The following is a 16,020-nucleotide window of genomic DNA, read 5'->3' on the forward strand; positions in this document are numbered from 1 at the left end:
CAAGGCTATTTTTTGTTAGTAAAAGTAATTTTGACACAAAAAATGGCACATAATTTAAAACTATGTGTCAAAGAAATCTTTGGTAGCAGAAGGAAAGCTGATAAAGCGGGCTTTAGGCCCGCTACCGCGCGTTGTAAGTAGTCAGCTTACAGGTACGTCTTTCTACACTGAAAACGTGTAAACTCTTTATAGCTTACATTTTTCTTAGACAAGCAACCAATTTATTAACTGCATTGCAAGGTGTGTTAGCTGAATTAGTCAAACTATTTAAGTAGTGTATTCAGCAGCTTAGATTTTCTAAGTTGAACTTTTTACATTTTATAATAGCGGAATGCCATGCTTGGCGCATGTCGTAACCATTTCTTTAGGCCAAATACTGGCTTGTACTTCACCAATATGGGCCTTGCCTAGTAGTAACATGCACAGGCGCGATTGACCAATGCCGCCGCCGATTGAGTAAGGCAATTCACCCTTCAGCAGTAATTGGTGGAACGGTAATTGTTCACGGTCAAGGCAGCCGGCCTTTGTTAGTTGCTCGTGTAAACTTTCGGGACTAACACGGATCCCCATTGAAGAAATTTCCAACTTTTGCTTGAGTGGCTCATACCAGAAGATCAGGTCGCCGTTTAATTGCCAGTCATCGTAGTCTGGTGCACGACCGTCGTGTGGCTTACCACTACGATTTAATTTATCACCAATCTTCATTAAAAAGACGGCCTTTTCTTCCTTGGCAATCTTGTTTTCACGTTCCTCTGGGCTGATATCTGGCCAGCGGTCTTCCAATTCTTGCGTGGTAATAAAGTGGACCTCGTCGGGCAGGCGATAAGTAGAAGCCGGGTAACGCGAGGCGCACTCAGCTTCAATCTGTTTAATCGCTGCGAAAATCTTGTTGACGGTGATTTCCAGGTTTTCGCTAGTACGGTCTTCTTTGCTAATGACCCTTTCCCAGTCCCACTGGTCAACATAGATGGAATGGAAATTATCCATCTCCTCGTCGCGGCGGATGGCGTTCATATTTGTGTAGAGTCCTTCGTGCATCCGGAAGCCATACTTCTTAAGCGCCATGCGTTTCCATTTGGCAAGTGAGTGGACAATCTCAATTGTATCGTCCTTAGGCATGTCTTTGGCATCAAAGGCGACGGGACGTTCCACACCGTTTAAGTTGTCGTTTAGTCCCGTGTCTTTTTCGACAAACATTGGTGCCGACATCCGTTGCAAGTTGAGTTTTTGCGCTAAAATGTCTTGGAATCGCTCCCGAATAAACACGATTGCTGCTTCGGTATCTCTAATTGTTAAAGTTGGCTGATATTTTTCTGGTAAAATCAAAGTCATGGTTAGTTACCTCCAAAATTGGGTCAAAGAAAAAAGCCCTTTGTCCGATTGATAATTCAATAGGACGAAAGGCTTTTTCCGCGGTGCCACCTAAATTGCTCAAAACTTGAGCCAACTCATGAAGCACTAACATGCTTCACCAGCGTGGTAACGTACTGGGGACGACGCAACTTACTCTTCTAAAATTTCAGTGCGCTGCTAAAAGGGTTTTTCGATAATTCAGGGTCTGGCGCATTTGCACTAGCTGCACCTCACTGAGTAGAGATAAATTATTTACTCGTCTTTGTCATTGCATTTATGTTAAATGATATTTAACACTCTTTTTAATAAAATTGCAAGCAAAAATTAATTATATTCACGATGACTATCGAAATTAAGCGACTCTGTTATAATAATAAAGAATAATAGCGAGGAGAATTTTTATGGCAAATTCGACATTTTTATATTTTCTTTTGGATGCAATACTGCTTGGTTACAGCTGCTACAGTTGGTTTTGGCAAGCTAGTATTGACCTGAAGGGACATTATCGGACTTCATCAATTGTTTGGACTGTGCTAATTATTTGGGCTGGTTTTGCGTGGGAATTTTTGGAAAAGAGCGATCCGGGCTTGAGCATGTTTCTCGCCATCTTTTTATTAATGGGAATTATTGATGGCTTTTCCGGTTTAGCACCGAAAAGGGCAGTGGTGTCGGGTTATTTTAGGCGGACAATTGCCTATAAAGATATTGTCATGGTAACTTTGATTAAGGTGCCGAAACTCAAGAAGAAAATGGTAATTTGTATTTTGACGACGAAGAAGCACCAACAATATTACCTGCGCTTTTCTAAAGAAGTGACGCAAATTATTACTGTTTTGAAAAAGCGCATTGGCCACAATGTTCAGATTGAAGTGCAAGATATTTTATAAAAAAAGCCACGCACTAAGGCATGACTTTTAGAGTTAAGCTTTTACAGATAAATGTAAAAGTTTATTTTTTTAATTATAAAATTGGGGATAACATCCGCGAAAAGCTCTGCAGGGTCCGCAGCCAGCGGCCTTGTTTAGCGATCATCTCTGGTGAAAGCAGAGTTGACTGTTTCATGTCTTCTTCAAAGGCATGGGCAATTTTGCTAGTAAAGTTTTTATCATAAAAAATCGCAATGTCCTCAAAATTAAGGTCATAAGAACGGTAATCTTGGTTCATTGAGCCGACAGTTGAAACGTCGTCATCAACCACAATTGTCTTGGCGTGAATAAAGCCGTGATTGTAGATGTAAATTTTGACGCCGTAACGCGATAATTCGTTGGCGTACCACTGCGTTGCCCGATAAATGAAGGGGTGGTCTGGCTTGCACGGAATCATAATTCGCAAGTCAACGCCTGACATGGCGATTGTCTGCAAGGTTGCGAACATGGCATCATCGGGGATAAGGTAAGGCGTTTGCAGCCAAAGCCGTGTTTTAGCTTGCGACATTAACTTCATGACGCCGTTACGCATGTTGGCGTTGTAATGGTCTGGGCCATCGGAGACAATCTGCGTGGCAACGTCGCCAGGGTGGATTTCGTTCTCATCTAAGTCGGGAAAGAGTAGGTGGTTAAAGGTAATTAACTGACTATCTTTTTGGATTGAAGCATTCCAATCCATAACAAAACGTTCCTGAAGTAAGAGTGAGGCCGAACCGACAATGCGAACCTGACTATCGCGCCAGTAGCCGAATTTCTTTTTCCGACCTAAATATTGGTCGCCGATGTTAAATCCGCCGGTCCACGAAATTTTACCATCGATAACTACAATCTTGCGGTGCAGGTGATAATTAATTCGGTACCGTGTAATCATGTTGCGCGATGTGACGAAGGGCAATACTTGCCCGCCGACTTGGCACAATTGGTTAAACCATGACTTGGTTGCCCCCATTGACCCCCAAGCATCATAAAGGACGCGAACGCGGACGCCCTCGCGAGCCTTTTTAATTAATAAATTTAAAATTTCATTGCCAATATCGTCGTTATAAAAAGTATAAAATTCCACGTTAATGGTTTCGCGGGCATTTTTAATATCCTGAATCATGTCGGCAAACATTGGCTGTCCATCATTATAGAGCTTGACCTGATTGTTCTTACTTAGTGGTGACTCGCCTTGGCGGTTGAAGAAGTGAACGACCATCTTAGCCTTGTTAGAAGTATCAGATGAGCTAATCTTTTTAGGAGCTTTAGTAATTGACTTTTGCACGTTGCGCAGTCCGATGTGGTGCTGTTTATTAATGGCAAAAATATTTTCTTGTGAAATTCCACGACCAAAAAAGCCATACAGAGTCATCCCGATTACGGGGAAAACAAGCAGGATAATTAGCCATGCCCAGGTTGTAGAAACCGACCGTCGTCTGTGAAAGACGATGTAGAAGGCAAGAATAGTGTTGGCAATAATGATGATACGCGCAATGTCACGAAGTAGACTCACGGAAATCCTCCAGAATAATAAAAAGTTACTGTGTTAGGCCGATAAATTTATCGACAATTTTGATAACGAACGGATTATCATGCATCCAGCTGTGCTCGGCGTATTTTTGCCCACGGATTTCAACTTCGTGGTATGAATGGGCACCGGGTGCCAGAATGTAGCGAATGCTTTTAGCAGAAATAACGGAAATAAACTTGTCGCTGTTAGTGTTGTCAAGGACGTTACCATAAATGTTTAAAACGGAAATGTCGGGGTTGAACCGCTTGCGTCTGAGCAGCAGGTAAATGTAATGTGGGTTAATTACATTGGGGCGGCCGTTGGCATTAAGACCGTTAACGTTCGGGATGTCCCCCATGTAAGTTACACCGTCGAAAGGCCCGGCAATAAAGGCGCACTTGGTCAGCCGCGGGAAATTCTTCTTGCGGCAGGTGCGCATCTCGGTGCGGACAACACATGGGCAGGCGAGTGAATGCGCGACAGCCATGTAATTTTTAAAGTGAAATTTTTGTGCTAAAAAGGGCAGTAGCATTCGCAGATAATAGTCAATCGCGTACACGCCGATTAGCCGCTGCCGAAAGACCACTTGAACAATTGGGTTTAAGTCGCCAGTCCAGGTGCCCTCGAGTTTAAAATTACCTAGTAAATCAATTGTCACCTTGAGATACTTAGGGTTATCCTTATCTTTTAGAGCCTGCTTAATCATGACGTTAGTTGTGTAGTCACCGCCGCGAAAGCCATGAAAGTAAAGCACAGGTACTTGCTCAAAGTCGCCAGCCTTTTCTTCAATCACAGCCTTATCATCGATGTGCTTTTTGTGCAAATGTAGCAGAGGTCTAGTCGGTGCAATGCTGGCCAAAATCGCCAAAGCGAGCATATTAAACCTACTGGGTTCTTCAGATAGATTATGTTTGCGGTTTTTTTCCGCTTCTTCCTTATATTTTTTGGTATTGAAGAACATTACGCTCACCTTTAAAATAATAATTAATTATATTCTAACATTGCTAACAACTTTTTAGTAAATAATGAGGTACATATGAAATTTTATGCAGTAAAAAAAGGCCGTGTTCCCGGAATTTATCGTACGTGGGATGCAACCAAAAAGCAAGTTGACGGGTTTTCTGGGGCTATATACAAGTCTTTCAAACAAGAAGCTGATGCAATTGAATTTATGGGTGGAGATCCTAAAACAATCTATCGGCAAGGTAAAAACCATAAGGTTAAGCCTAAGCCTAAACGCAAAGCGGTTAAGCATGTAACTAGTGTAAAGCAGCCTGCTGTCGCCTCAATTACTACTAAAAGTGTACTCCCCAAGAGTGAGGACACCTTGCAAAATGCGATTGCTAAAATTCAACGCTTTAGTGAAGAAGTTAGGGTGCAGTCACCAAAGCCTAAATCGCGGGTTAAGCAACCAATTAAAAAAGCACCCAAGAAAAAAACTCAGGTGCATAGAGATCAAACTTATTTTGCGACAATCTATACTGATGGCGGGACCCGCAATACTGGTAATTATAAGGGCGGCCACGTTAGGCCAACGGATAAGGCTGCGTGGGCTTACCTGATTGAATGGCAGGAAGCCGGGGAACCTAAGTCAACTTATGGCACAAACGGTGAGTTTGGCGCTACCAATAATAAGATGGAATTGACCGCATTAATTCAGGCTCTCAAAAAACTGCTGGAACTTAATTTTAATACCAAGCCACTGCTATTTGTGCTTGATTCACGATACGTGCTGAATCCAATTACAAAAGGCTGGCTTAAAAGTTGGAAAAAGCGGGGCTGGAAGAAAAGTTCCAAGGGGGAAATTGCTAACTTAGCTGGCTGGCAAGAGCTAGATAGTTTGCTTGCCCAGTTTAGTAATCCTCAATTTGAGTGGACCAAAGGCCACGCCAATAATCGTGGTAATGAGTTTGTTGACCATACCTTAAACAAGTTTATGGATCAGATGTAACTATTTAATAGGTAACGATGGTGCCGCCAAACAAATGACCGAAAAAGCCGGCGATATTGTCCCAAAGCTGTTCAAACCAGTTGCGGTTTTCTTGCGTGTTGAGTTTATTAAAGATATTTTTGGCATTTTTTTCGATTCCTTTAGAAAGGGTTGCTGCCTGTTCTTTAAAATTATGGTTCTTCAGAGCACCCGAATCACGTACCTCGATTAGCACGTTAATAATTTGCTGCTTTTGGTTGTTATTAATTGTGTTGCCAAGATGATTAATATTAATTTGGTTATTAACAATATCATGGATTTGACTATCAGAAATGTTGTTGCCGATTTTGCCCATTTCTTGTTTGGCACCAGCAATCGCATTGTTTAATTGGGCATCAGTGTAGCCATCTTTGCCTTTATTTTCCTTAGTAATTTTGCTTAAAGTGCCCATCTCATCTTGAGCGGCATTTACTTGGCTTTGGTTTAAATGGTCGCCGGTCTTAGCATAAGCGGCATAAACACCAGCTAGAGCTCCGGAACCATCAATTGGGGTGGCGCTAGTAACATAAATGTTGGCATCGGCAATCCCTGCGGTTAAAGCGGCGTTCTTGTATTGGTTGGCGGTAATAGTTGTAATGTTGTTACTGCCTTTATAATTTAAAATCTGTACGTTAATACCACTGCCACTGGCTGTCTTCTGGATCATGGCACTGGACCAAACGCCTGAGCCAGTCGTGAAGTTATCGCCAGAAGGATTAAGGTACTTGACGAGATCTTCACCGTTAATCGTAATTGTTTGGTAACTAGAACCATTAAGCGGCGCGGTTAAGGTCTTCAGTGTCCCATCACGTTGCGGGTCGGTTAACGATGTTCCTAAACAAACAATTGGTAAACTATCGGCCTTTAGGACCTGTGGCTGCTTGGTAAGTCCACAGGTCGCGGCAAGCGCTACTAGCAATATTGTTATTATCGAAAACATTTTTTTCATAAGAATATTAACTCCTTTTTGATGTCTTAATTATAATAGGCGCTCATAGGAAAAGGTCAAGTTACGATTTCGTGTCGTTTATTTTACGTTTTTTTTAATTTCTTAGTTAGATGGTATAATAAACAATAATATTGAGGAGGACCTATGCTCGAGCAACCTGAATTAACTATCATCATGCCAGTGTATAACGTTGCTAAGTATCTAGCGCGGGCGCTAGATCACCTAGCCATGCAAAATGACATGAACTTTAAGCTGCTGGTTGTCAATGATGGCTCAACAGATAATACACGTAAAATAGCGGAGAGTTACCAAGATAAGTTTCGTTATTTTAAAATCATTAATAAACCCAACGGTGGTCTGTCTGATGCTCGTAATGTCGGCTTAAAGAATGTCGATACGCCGTATTTTACTTTTCATGATGGTGATGATTGGGTTGATCCCGGATATACAGCATTTTTTGTGCATGCTTTTCATGCTCATCCAGATGCGGCGATGGTTTCGTGTGGCTTTTGGCTGGATTATGAAAACAAGCCGGGGTCAATTGCGGCAACTAAAAAGGTTGTCCACGGGATGAAGAAAAAGTTCAGAACGTATCAACTTGTTAGTAACCCGCTTGGCTCGTTATTTAACAATCGTATTTTAGCAACGCCAGTTAAGGGCTATACGTGGAATAAAGGCTATCGCATCGCAGTTGTGCGCCAGCACCATTTACGGTTTGTGGAAGACTTGGCGTTTATGGAAGACCAGATTTTCAATGTGCAGTACTTGGCATTGACCGAGGGCTTTTATTGCGATAGTCAGCCGCTCTATCATTATTGGCAGCGCAAGGATAGTATGGTGCACAATTTTAACCTAAAAATGATCCCGGATGACTTTAAGGCCAATTACATTGTGGCTAAAATTGTGGTCCGCAGTCTGTGGCATGAACATCATCAAAAGCAGCAAAGTCAGCGCTTAATTGAAGCGAGTGAGAGGGATCAACAATGAGAGAAAAGGTTAATGGCAACGAACTTTACTATAATAAATTAGGTCAAGGAGCACCGCTCTTGTTACTTCATGGTCACCACTTAGACGGTGGAATGTTTGACCAAGTGGTGGCACCACTGTCGCTTTATTACACGGTTTATGTGCTGGATATGCGCGGTCATGGTCTAAGCAAGGGCGAGATTGCCGAGCATTACCAAACAGAAGTTGAAGATGTGGCGGCCTTTATTAAGCAGGTTAATATTCGCGGCTGTTATTGCTTTGGCTTTGATGCCGGTGGTCTTGTTGCCATGATGCTAGCTAGTCAAGACCAGCATATTTTCAAAAAGTTGATGGTTGCCAGTGTTTTTGTCAATGGCAATGGCATTCGTCCTTACCACTATTTAACAGAAGGTGTTTTACGGTATTTGCATTTTGACCGTGATAGTCAGGTGGAATTGACCGAAAGTTTTATGTCTGTTGACAGTCTGAAGGCAATAAAAATCCCAACTTACTGCGTTGTCGGTGAAAAGGATTGGGTCAAGGTTGAGCATGTGCGCTGGTACAGCCAGATAATTCCGCAAGGACAATTACTCATCATGCCGCGGCAAAAGCACAATAGCTACGCAATAAATAGTTTTAAATTGTTAAATTTAATGGAAGACTTTTTCAAGTAAAGCTGAGATAAAACTCGGCTTTTTTTGTTAGAAATTACCCCTTTCCTAGTCAGGAAGAGTGTTTTTTGGTTATAATAGATGAAAAGATAGTATTTTTTGATGAAGAGGTAGTTATGAACAAGGAAGAAATCTTGGAATTAATGCATCCAATGAAGCTGATTGGATTAGGCGGAAATCCAGCTTTAAACGAAAAAATCGCGGCAATTTTGAAAAAACCGTTGATTGAAACAGCAGTCCAACACTTTAGTGATGGCGAAATTCAAGTAAATATTGGCGAAAGTGTCAGGGGCTGTGATGTCTTTGTTATCCAGTCAATTCAAGACCCAGTTAACGAAAACTTTATGGAGCTGGAAATTACGCTAGACGCTTTGCACCGGGCTTCAGCTCACCGGGTTAACGTTGTGGTGCCATACTTAGCATACTCACGTTCAGACACTAAAACGCGGTCACGGGAACCAATTACTGCTAAATTAGTTGCTAACTTGTTGCAATTAACAGGGATGGATCACTTAATCGCACTTGACCTTCATGCTTCACAAATTCAGGGCTTTTATAATGTGCCAGTTGACCATTTACACGCACTGCCGCTGTTAGGCCAATACTTCTTGGACAATGGGATTGCAACTAAGGATGATGACGACTTGGTAATCGTATCGCCTGATCATTCTGGTGCTAAGCTGGCTCGGAACTTTGGCCAAATCTTTAATGCACCAATTGCAATCGTTGACCAGCGCCGTGCTCGTTATGATGCAGATGTTCATGACATGATTGGCGATGTTAAAGACAAAAAGTGTATTGTCGTTGATGACTTGATTGATACCGGTTCACGGATTTCTTCTTCAACTAAATCAGTAATGGCTGCAGGTGCTAAAAAGGTTTATGTTGCGGCTACTCATGCGTTATTATCTCAAGATGCAACAGAAGTGTTGAATGAGTTACCTATTGAGCAAATTGTTGTTACTGATACGATTAGACACAAGCATTATCCAGACAGAATGGTGCGAATTTCGGTTGATTTGCTTTTAGCGCGAGGAATAAATTGTGTTTATAATGACCGTTCAATGCACCTAATTAGTGAAAGTGATTTGAAGTAATTAGTAAATAACAGTCCTGTGTTTTGATATGCTAAAATTCTACTCTGGCAAAGGATGAGTATAGCTTTAATATGTGACTTTTAGTTAAGTTCAATACCTTTTTGTTTATTTATTCCACATCATTGTTATAATAAAACAAGATGTATAGGAAAACGGAGAGAGAAAATTATGGCAAGACGAAAGAATTATAAAAGAAGAAGAATCATTTTAAGTAACACATTTCACTTAATCAGAGAAAATGGAATGGACAATGTTTCTTTTCAAATGATTGCGGAGAGATCTGGAATTTCTAAATCACTGCTGCAATCGTATTATTCACATAAGGCTAAACTGACCGATGATGTCGTTCGCAATTTGCTCAACACCTTGGACAGACAAGTTGAAAAGTTTAATGAAACTAAAGACAGTGACATTTGTGCTCGGACTGATGCTTTCATTTATACAATTGCAAAATTGGGAATTTCTGATCGCGGCCTTGACCGGATCATTTCCGAAGCTTTTGCCAGTAATGAAACGCTGGACAATTGGAGCAGAATGTTGACAGGCTGGATTACACAGAACCGACTGTTTGCTGAAGACAAATACAATTTTGATGATGTCCAAACAGGTATTGCCTTTGTTGTTACCGGTGTTGGCCGACTATATCGCGACCGTGATTTACATGGTCTGTCGGCTGAGCAGATGGCGGATTATGCAACTAGTGCATTGATGTACACTTTCTTACATTGCTCGACTAAGCAAATCAAAAAGGCACTTAGTGATGGTCATAAGATTATTGCGTCAATTGATATTAAAAAGGTTCATCATGCAATTGATACCATGTTTGCTGAAGGCAAAGAAATTGTGTGTTAGAAGGGAATAATATGACAAATGGCGCGCGAACTGGTTTGCGCAGAGTAAATCAAGAGCAGAACACCCAGTATAAGAAGGTGCTGTCCTTTATTATCTTTCTAACTGTGACGCTGATAATGGTTACTGGGACTTTTTTAAATCCTTTGTTTATGAAGGGGCAAATTAGAACTAGCAATAATGATGCCGTTGTGGTTAGGCAAGTTAATCGTCATTTTGATACGCTGGCAGAAATAATTGGCGCTAATCAAGATGGCAGCTCGAATTTGTTAACCAGCAAGCAAACCCAACCGATTGCTGATCACATTATTGATTACACACTTGGCATTCACTTGTTTAAGTTTGATAATCTCAAGTTAGCCGAGCAAATTCTGCATGATATTAATTTAAATATCGATCAGGGCTCATCTAGTGATGCGCAATTGGTACAGGAAAAATTAAAGAAGCAAGGAGATAATGCACCATACGAGGTTGTCGATGCTTTTAGCTTAAATACGATTAAAGTTGGTGCTAATATTACACTGCTGCTACTCATTGTAAATATTATTATCATTGTGGTAACTCTTATTAGTCTGAAGTCGTTAATTGGAGAAATGATGACGATGATGCCTACTAAGATGCTCATTCATGATGTTACTGCTGCGGGGATGTGGGCTGGCTTTTGGCTGATTTTGCTTGCTGGATTGCTTGCTCTAGTTCCAGTAGTATTCAATGTGGCAAACTTTGCGGTTTTAGGTTATTTGTTTGAGATAAGTAGTAGTATCTTTTTAGACTTTGTAATTGCTGGCGTCATTGTTTATATTTTAAGTACTATCCCTTGGGAGATTACTTCACCGAATAATTAATAATTATTTTAACAAAAAGTTAGTATTGTTATTTGGAGATTTAAATATTTTGTGTTAACATGATGGTGAAGAGGAAAACTCTTTTAGTTGATCAAGCAACAGAAAACCAGATATATAAAGCTGGGCATATCCCAGATAGTTGGCTGGCAACAGAAAAACCAGATATATAAAGCTGGGCATGTCCCAGATAGTTGGCTGGCAACAGAAAAACTTGTTTAAAGTCGGTAGCGTAAAAGTTACCGACTTTTTTTGAGGAGAAATTTTGGAGAAATAATGAACCAAAAACGACTTGATGATGATTATAAATATCATAGAATAACGCCTTCGGAATTAAAATCCTTTAAGAAATATCTGCCTAAAATTCGACAAGCGTATCTACAAATAAAAAGCCAGTTTATTGGTAAAACAAAAGAATATATTTATGTAGTAAATAATAGGGAAATACGTTCTTTAGTGGTCACTTTTAAGAATAGTCACTTTATGCATCTGTGTGGAGTAAAATATTATCATGGAGCTAAAGGTTTTATTAAGGATTTGAGATCGAACCATCTCAAACTAGAGAATTTGTATGTTAAAGAAGATGGAACAACTTTTCAAAAGCTACAAGTTATTGATAAAGTTGGGCTATTGGATAGTTTAGAAACCAAAATATCTATTGGTAATAAGCTGGTAAAAATTCATTATGATAATTTGGTAAGAACTAAGGCTGATATTGTAGGAATAGCTATTGATACTGATGCTAATGGTGATCATTTTCCGCTTTCTTTATTGAATTTATCAGTAAGTGATACTCATACTCTGACCACTTTTGATGTAGTTGCAATAATAGAAGAGAACAAGATTACGCATCTAAAGAGCTGCCTATGTAAACAAAAGAATTGTTCTCAAAAAATAAATGATTATATTGATAAGCGGTTGCATACTAATTAAGAAGTATAGATTAGGAGGAATAATGGCAGTTGAGTTTACGTTAGCGAGGCAAACAGATTTATTCGCAATAGTTGCAATTTATAATCAAAATATAGCTAGTAAAAGTGTAACGGCGGATTTAGAACCTGTTGATGTCAGTCAGCGGCAAGAATGGTTTAATGAGCATAATGAATATCGGCCCTTGTGGATGATTAAGGTCGATGGCCAGCTTGCAGGGTGGCTGAGTTTAGAGTCCTTTTATGGTCGAGCAGCTTATCATGCAACAGTTGAAATTAGTATATACCTTGATGCTAAGTTTCAACATCAAGGCTTAGGTACCAAGGCACTTGCATATGCAGCTAAGCAAACTAAGCTCTTGGGTATTAATACTATCTTGGCTTATGTGTTTGGTGCTAATAAGGCAAGTCAAGCATTATTTAAGGCTGCTGGTTATCAAGTTTATGGTCACTTGCCTAAGGTTGCAGATATGGCTGGTCGACTAATTGATTTAGATATTTTGGGCAAAAAATTCAATTAATATTAAATTATTACTGTTAAAATTAATTTAACGATAACAAGTAGCTATTATTTTTGCTATAATCATTGTTGAACAATGTAATAAAAGTTTTAAAGGGCGGTGGCTGTTTAATTCCGAGGAGATGATTGTCTATGGAAACATGGAACAAATTATTGAAAGGGTTAGCAGTTAATGAGCACGTTCGATGTGATTTCTTTGATTTTGCAGTCAAATTTAGTGTTGTTGGCACTGTTGTCTTATATCAGCAGTAACCATCATGATAAATGATTGCAATAAAACATTCTAAGCTTAGTGGTGGAGATAAGATCTGATCAATCTTGTCTTCACCACTTTTTATTTATAATAAAAGTGGGCATGAAGCTGATAAGTCGGAGGTTTTTTTGGCGCTTAGTCGTCGTACAAAAACTGGCAGCTTCATGATACTTTATTAGATCTGTTCAAAGAATGTTAAGGACATTAATTGTCGTGTACTAGGAAAGTAGATTAATAAAGCACTTAACACAATTTTATGTAAAGGATGGTATCAAATGGAAATTGTTTTTGGAATTGATATTAGCAGTAAAACCTTTAACGTCGCTATTGGCATTGATAATTCTATCGTTAAGGAATATAAGACGACTAACAATCGTTTGGGATTTAAAGAGCTATTAGTTGATCTTAAACAGTTTGAGCAACCAGAAGTTGTCTTTGAGGCGACTGGAACTTATTCTCGGCGTTTAGAAATGTTTCTTCAAGACTATGATTATGGCTATATTCGTCTTAATCCGTTAGATGCTAAGAAACAAATGGATAATTTTAGACACCGTAAGACCGACATTATTGATGCTAGAAATCTAGCTTTATCACAGTTTCAGTTTAAAAGGAAAAACACCTATCAAGCAAAGCCTGTTTACCAAGATTTAAAGGATTACAATCATTTTTATCAAGAACTCAATAATGATGTTGTTCGTACTAAAGATCGGCTTCATAGTGCTTTACAGCTAACATTTCCTGAAATTGAAACTCTGCTTAGTAAAACCGATAGTAAACTTTATTGGAATCTGGTTAAGAAATTTCCAATAAGCACCATAGTATTTGAGTATTCAATTGCGGAGTTAAAAGAAATAGTGATGCATGCCACTGACAAATGTATTTCTGATAAGCGGGCACTTAAAATCGCTGAAAAGCTATCTAAGTTAGCCAATGAAAGTTATCCTAGTGTAGATGAACAATCCGGTGTTGTAATGCAAGTAACTTATTTTGTAAATCAATTAATGCAGCTTGAGCAAGAAAAAGCTGTAGTCATCAAAGAAATGAGCGCCTTGTCTAAAGAATTGCCAGAATATGAAGAACTACTTAGTTTACCAGGAGTAGCGGCTACTACAGCCAATGAAATTATTGCCGAATTAGGTGATATCAAACGATTTAAGCGCCCTAATCAGATCAATGCTTATATTGGCATTGATCTAAAGCAGTATGAATCAGGAGAATATAAAGCAGCACGTCACATTAGTAAGCGTGGAAACGCTGTGGCCAGAAAGATACTCTATCAGGCAGTGATTAATATGGTATCTGCAGCGACACATGATTCTGGTAAAAATCATATAGCAGACTATTACCAACGAAAAAAGCAATCTTACCCAGTCAAAATGACCAAGAAGATTGCCATTGCTTCAATAGCTCGTCTAATTCGAACTATCTTTAGTTTAGTAAAGAATAGACAGCAGTATACATATTATCCAACTTTATCAAAGTAACACTACAAGACTATTTAAACTAACTATAATTACCATACCACCTTAATCAAAAAAATGTTAAGTTAAGGTGGTTTTTGGCATACAGAAGTGAGAATTAAAAATATGATAGTTGCGAGCAACTATCATATTTTTTTATTTATTACTTGACTAATCGTAGGAAAAAGACCGTCCCACTTATAACTTCAAGGGTTATGGGATAGTCTAAAAAACTATAACTAGCCACCGCTCTTAAAAGCGGAGTTGCTTGTTCAAAGAAGTCCTATTAGAGTAGGGCTTCTTTTTTAATTACACTTGTATTGTAACAGGTAGCATAATAATATGCAATTATTACAAAAGTGTTTTGGTAGGATACTGCTATCTTACATCAACAGCAACCATCATGATAAATGATTGTAATAAAAAGATCGTCCCAACTATAACTTAACCGGTTATGGGATAGTCTAAAAAACTACACTTAGCCACCGCTTTTAAAAGCGGTGCTGTTTAAAGAAGTTCTATGCTAATAGAACTTCTTTTTAATTATACCAATATTTTAACAGGCTGGCGAGGTAAGATATTATTCTTGTTTAAACAATTTGAACTTATACTGGCAAATGCCCTGAACTTTAACCTCATATTCATGTCCTGCAATTAATGGCGTTGCCCCTGGCAAATAGCTGATAATTGTTTGAAAATTGCCGTAACCAGCATCTTGATAATTGGTTACGTTAGTTGCCTGATAAGTTTGGGTAGTAGTGTTGTCGGTAATCGTAATGTCTGGTGTGGTTGTAATTGTTTGATCAGAAAAATAGAGTGACCACGCAATTTGTGGCTCGTTGACTAGTTCTAAGGGAAAAAGTCCCTTGCTAGGATAAGTTACTAGCTCTTGACTGGCTGAACGAAATATATCACTAGCATTGAGAATCTTTTGAACAGAATAACGATAACCATTGGTGCCATAGGCTGCACCAGTACCCACAGAAGACAGGCGCGTTGATAGCAGCCATGCTCGGTGCCCAGTATCTAAGCCGGATAGATTGTAGCGGTCGGTTAATAGGTCAGTGATGACGTCACCAGCCGATTGGTTAGTCGCATTAAAGTTAAGGTTGGCAGTTCTTGAAGTGGACTTAGCAATTTTCCAAGTAGCTCGCGTAATATCCTTTGGGCGTTTTTCGTAAAGCAAGCCATGTTGGTTAACCAGCGGATTAGCATTTAATGTGGCTAAGACAGCGGCTGTCTTTTGCGATTTAAGATTATCAGTAGGATTTTCAATGACAGGTTGTAAGTTAAAAAGACTGCGATAATAATTAATATAATTAAGCTGAGTGCTCAAGTAGTTAGGCACCAGCACGCCTTCTTTAAATTGGCGAGTAAAAGAGGGCTTAGTTGCATACAGATTATTTAGACTAAACGGCATCTTATCTAGCGCGGCATACTGCTTTTGAAATTGCGCAACTTTGGCAGTTTCGCTGGGAGTAAAAGCGGCTGCTGCAATTGTCATGCTGCTAGTAGAAAGGATTAGTAGCACAGTAGCAAATATAATTAATGATTTGTGGAATGTTTTTAAATTTATTTTTTTAATCATGCAATTATTATAGCCCATATTTTATAATTTTTAATTAATTAAAAGTAAAATAATAAAAAAACGATCCTTTCAGGATCGTCTTCAAATATTGTGAACAATTAAATATGTTTGATATTGTACTGTATCTTAAATTTTATTTGGATAACTGTTTAAAAAGTC

Annotated in this window: 15 protein-coding genes and 1 other annotated feature; of the genes, 10 read left to right on the plus strand and 5 right to left on the minus strand. The window is 39.2% G+C overall.

The window, feature by feature from the left end; all coding sequences use genetic code 11:
- Positions 1-318: 318 nt before the first annotated feature.
- Positions 319-1,332, minus strand: coding sequence for an aspartate--ammonia ligase (gene asnA / locus OZX76_RS00520; protein ID WP_277180022.1), 1,014 nt, complete (start codon positions 1,330-1,332; stop codon positions 319-321).
- Between the two features lie 57 nt (positions 1,333-1,389).
- Positions 1,390-1,631: a binding site (T-box leader), on the minus strand.
- Between the two features lie 123 nt (positions 1,632-1,754).
- Between asnA and OZX76_RS00525 the strand changes: the two genes are divergently transcribed.
- Positions 1,755-2,240, plus strand: coding sequence for a hypothetical protein (locus OZX76_RS00525; protein WP_277180024.1), 486 nt, complete (start codon positions 1,755-1,757; stop codon positions 2,238-2,240).
- A 73-nt stretch (positions 2,241-2,313) separates the two neighbouring features.
- On the opposite strand, the gene cls is transcribed toward OZX76_RS00525, so the two are convergent.
- Complete coding sequence (gene cls / locus OZX76_RS00530) at positions 2,314-3,771, minus strand: cardiolipin synthase (protein ID WP_277180026.1); 1,458 nt, start codon at positions 3,769-3,771, stop codon at positions 2,314-2,316.
- 25 nt (positions 3,772-3,796) lie between these two features.
- Positions 3,797-4,729: an alpha/beta hydrolase gene (locus OZX76_RS00535; RefSeq protein WP_277180028.1), complete on the minus strand. Its 933-nt coding sequence runs from the start codon at positions 4,727-4,729 to the stop codon at positions 3,797-3,799.
- A 75-nt stretch (positions 4,730-4,804) separates the two neighbouring features.
- Between OZX76_RS00535 and OZX76_RS00540 the strand changes: the two genes are divergently transcribed.
- Positions 4,805-5,719 (plus strand): ribonuclease H family protein, encoded by a 915-nt coding sequence (locus OZX76_RS00540; RefSeq protein WP_277180030.1) that lies wholly within the window; start codon positions 4,805-4,807, stop codon positions 5,717-5,719.
- 4 nt (positions 5,720-5,723) lie between these two features.
- Here the strand turns inward: OZX76_RS00540 and OZX76_RS00545 are convergent, their stop codons facing one another.
- Entirely contained in the window at positions 5,724-6,686 is a 963-nt protein-coding gene (locus tag OZX76_RS00545) for a DUF1002 domain-containing protein (protein ID WP_277180032.1), read from the minus strand.
- A 144-nt stretch (positions 6,687-6,830) separates the two neighbouring features.
- Between OZX76_RS00545 and OZX76_RS00550 the strand changes: the two genes are divergently transcribed.
- The 8 genes from OZX76_RS00550 to OZX76_RS00585 all read left to right on the plus strand — a co-directional run bounded on the left by OZX76_RS00550 (position 6,831) and on the right by OZX76_RS00585 (position 14,297).
- Positions 6,831-7,673, plus strand: a complete 843-nt coding sequence (locus OZX76_RS00550) for a glycosyltransferase family 2 protein (RefSeq protein ID WP_277180034.1) — start codon at positions 6,831-6,833, stop codon at positions 7,671-7,673.
- Positions 7,670-8,326, plus strand: coding sequence for an alpha/beta hydrolase (locus tag OZX76_RS00555; RefSeq protein WP_277143702.1), 657 nt, complete (start codon positions 7,670-7,672; stop codon positions 8,324-8,326). Before OZX76_RS00550 ends, OZX76_RS00555 begins: the two co-directional genes overlap by 4 nt.
- Positions 8,327-8,439: 113 nt before the next feature.
- Positions 8,440-9,420 (plus strand): ribose-phosphate diphosphokinase, encoded by a 981-nt coding sequence (locus OZX76_RS00560; protein WP_277180036.1) that lies wholly within the window; start codon positions 8,440-8,442, stop codon positions 9,418-9,420.
- A 168-nt stretch (positions 9,421-9,588) separates the two neighbouring features.
- Entirely contained in the window at positions 9,589-10,272 is a 684-nt protein-coding gene (locus OZX76_RS00565) for a TetR/AcrR family transcriptional regulator (RefSeq protein ID WP_277180037.1), read from the plus strand.
- 11 nt (positions 10,273-10,283) lie between these two features.
- Positions 10,284-11,114 (plus strand): hypothetical protein, encoded by an 831-nt coding sequence (locus tag OZX76_RS00570; RefSeq protein WP_277180039.1) that lies wholly within the window; start codon positions 10,284-10,286, stop codon positions 11,112-11,114.
- A gap of 273 nt (positions 11,115-11,387) precedes the next feature.
- On the plus strand, positions 11,388-12,044 hold the full coding sequence (locus OZX76_RS00575; protein WP_277180041.1) for a PBECR4 domain-containing protein: 657 nt from the start codon (positions 11,388-11,390) through the stop codon (positions 12,042-12,044).
- A gap of 22 nt (positions 12,045-12,066) precedes the next feature.
- Positions 12,067-12,561, plus strand: a complete 495-nt coding sequence (locus OZX76_RS00580; RefSeq protein WP_277180043.1) for a GNAT family N-acetyltransferase — start codon at positions 12,067-12,069, stop codon at positions 12,559-12,561.
- Between the two features lie 527 nt (positions 12,562-13,088).
- On the plus strand, positions 13,089-14,297 hold the full coding sequence (locus OZX76_RS00585; protein WP_277178722.1) for an IS110 family transposase: 1,209 nt from the start codon (positions 13,089-13,091) through the stop codon (positions 14,295-14,297).
- 556 nt (positions 14,298-14,853) lie between these two features.
- Here OZX76_RS00585 and OZX76_RS00590 read toward each other — a convergent pair.
- Positions 14,854-15,861: a CAP domain-containing protein gene (locus OZX76_RS00590; protein ID WP_277180045.1), complete on the minus strand. Its 1,008-nt coding sequence runs from the start codon at positions 15,859-15,861 to the stop codon at positions 14,854-14,856.
- Positions 15,862-16,020: the final 159 nt, after the last annotated feature.

It is taken from the genome of Lactobacillus sp. ESL0677, assembly GCF_029392875.1.
Lineage (GTDB): Bacteria > Bacillota > Bacilli > Lactobacillales > Lactobacillaceae > Lactobacillus.

Bases quoted from the DNA above. Each gene is read 5' to 3' on its own strand.
- asnA (WP_277180022.1), bottom strand. From the start codon at position 1,332: ATGACTTTGATTTTACCAGAAAAATATCAGCCAACTTTAACAATTAGA.
- OZX76_RS00525 (WP_277180024.1), top strand. From the start codon at position 1,755: ATGGCAAATTCGACATTTTTATATTTTCTTTTGGATGCAATACTGCTT.
- OZX76_RS00535 (WP_277180028.1), bottom strand. From the start codon at position 4,729: ATGTTCTTCAATACCAAAAAATATAAGGAAGAAGCGGAAAAAAACCGC.
- OZX76_RS00540 (WP_277180030.1), top strand. From the start codon at position 4,805: ATGAAATTTTATGCAGTAAAAAAAGGCCGTGTTCCCGGAATTTATCGT.
- OZX76_RS00545 (WP_277180032.1), bottom strand. From the start codon at position 6,686: ATGAAAAAAATGTTTTCGATAATAACAATATTGCTAGTAGCGCTTGCC.
- OZX76_RS00550 (WP_277180034.1), top strand. From the start codon at position 6,831: ATGCTCGAGCAACCTGAATTAACTATCATCATGCCAGTGTATAACGTT.
- OZX76_RS00555 (WP_277143702.1), top strand. From the start codon at position 7,670: ATGAGAGAAAAGGTTAATGGCAACGAACTTTACTATAATAAATTAGGT.
- OZX76_RS00560 (WP_277180036.1), top strand. From the start codon at position 8,440: ATGAACAAGGAAGAAATCTTGGAATTAATGCATCCAATGAAGCTGATT.
- OZX76_RS00565 (WP_277180037.1), top strand. From the start codon at position 9,589: ATGGCAAGACGAAAGAATTATAAAAGAAGAAGAATCATTTTAAGTAAC.
- OZX76_RS00570 (WP_277180039.1), top strand. From the start codon at position 10,284: ATGACAAATGGCGCGCGAACTGGTTTGCGCAGAGTAAATCAAGAGCAG.
- OZX76_RS00575 (WP_277180041.1), top strand. From the start codon at position 11,388: ATGAACCAAAAACGACTTGATGATGATTATAAATATCATAGAATAACG.
- OZX76_RS00580 (WP_277180043.1), top strand. From the start codon at position 12,067: ATGGCAGTTGAGTTTACGTTAGCGAGGCAAACAGATTTATTCGCAATA.
- OZX76_RS00585 (WP_277178722.1), top strand. From the start codon at position 13,089: ATGGAAATTGTTTTTGGAATTGATATTAGCAGTAAAACCTTTAACGTC.
- OZX76_RS00590 (WP_277180045.1), bottom strand. From the start codon at position 15,861: ATGATTAAAAAAATAAATTTAAAAACATTCCACAAATCATTAATTATA.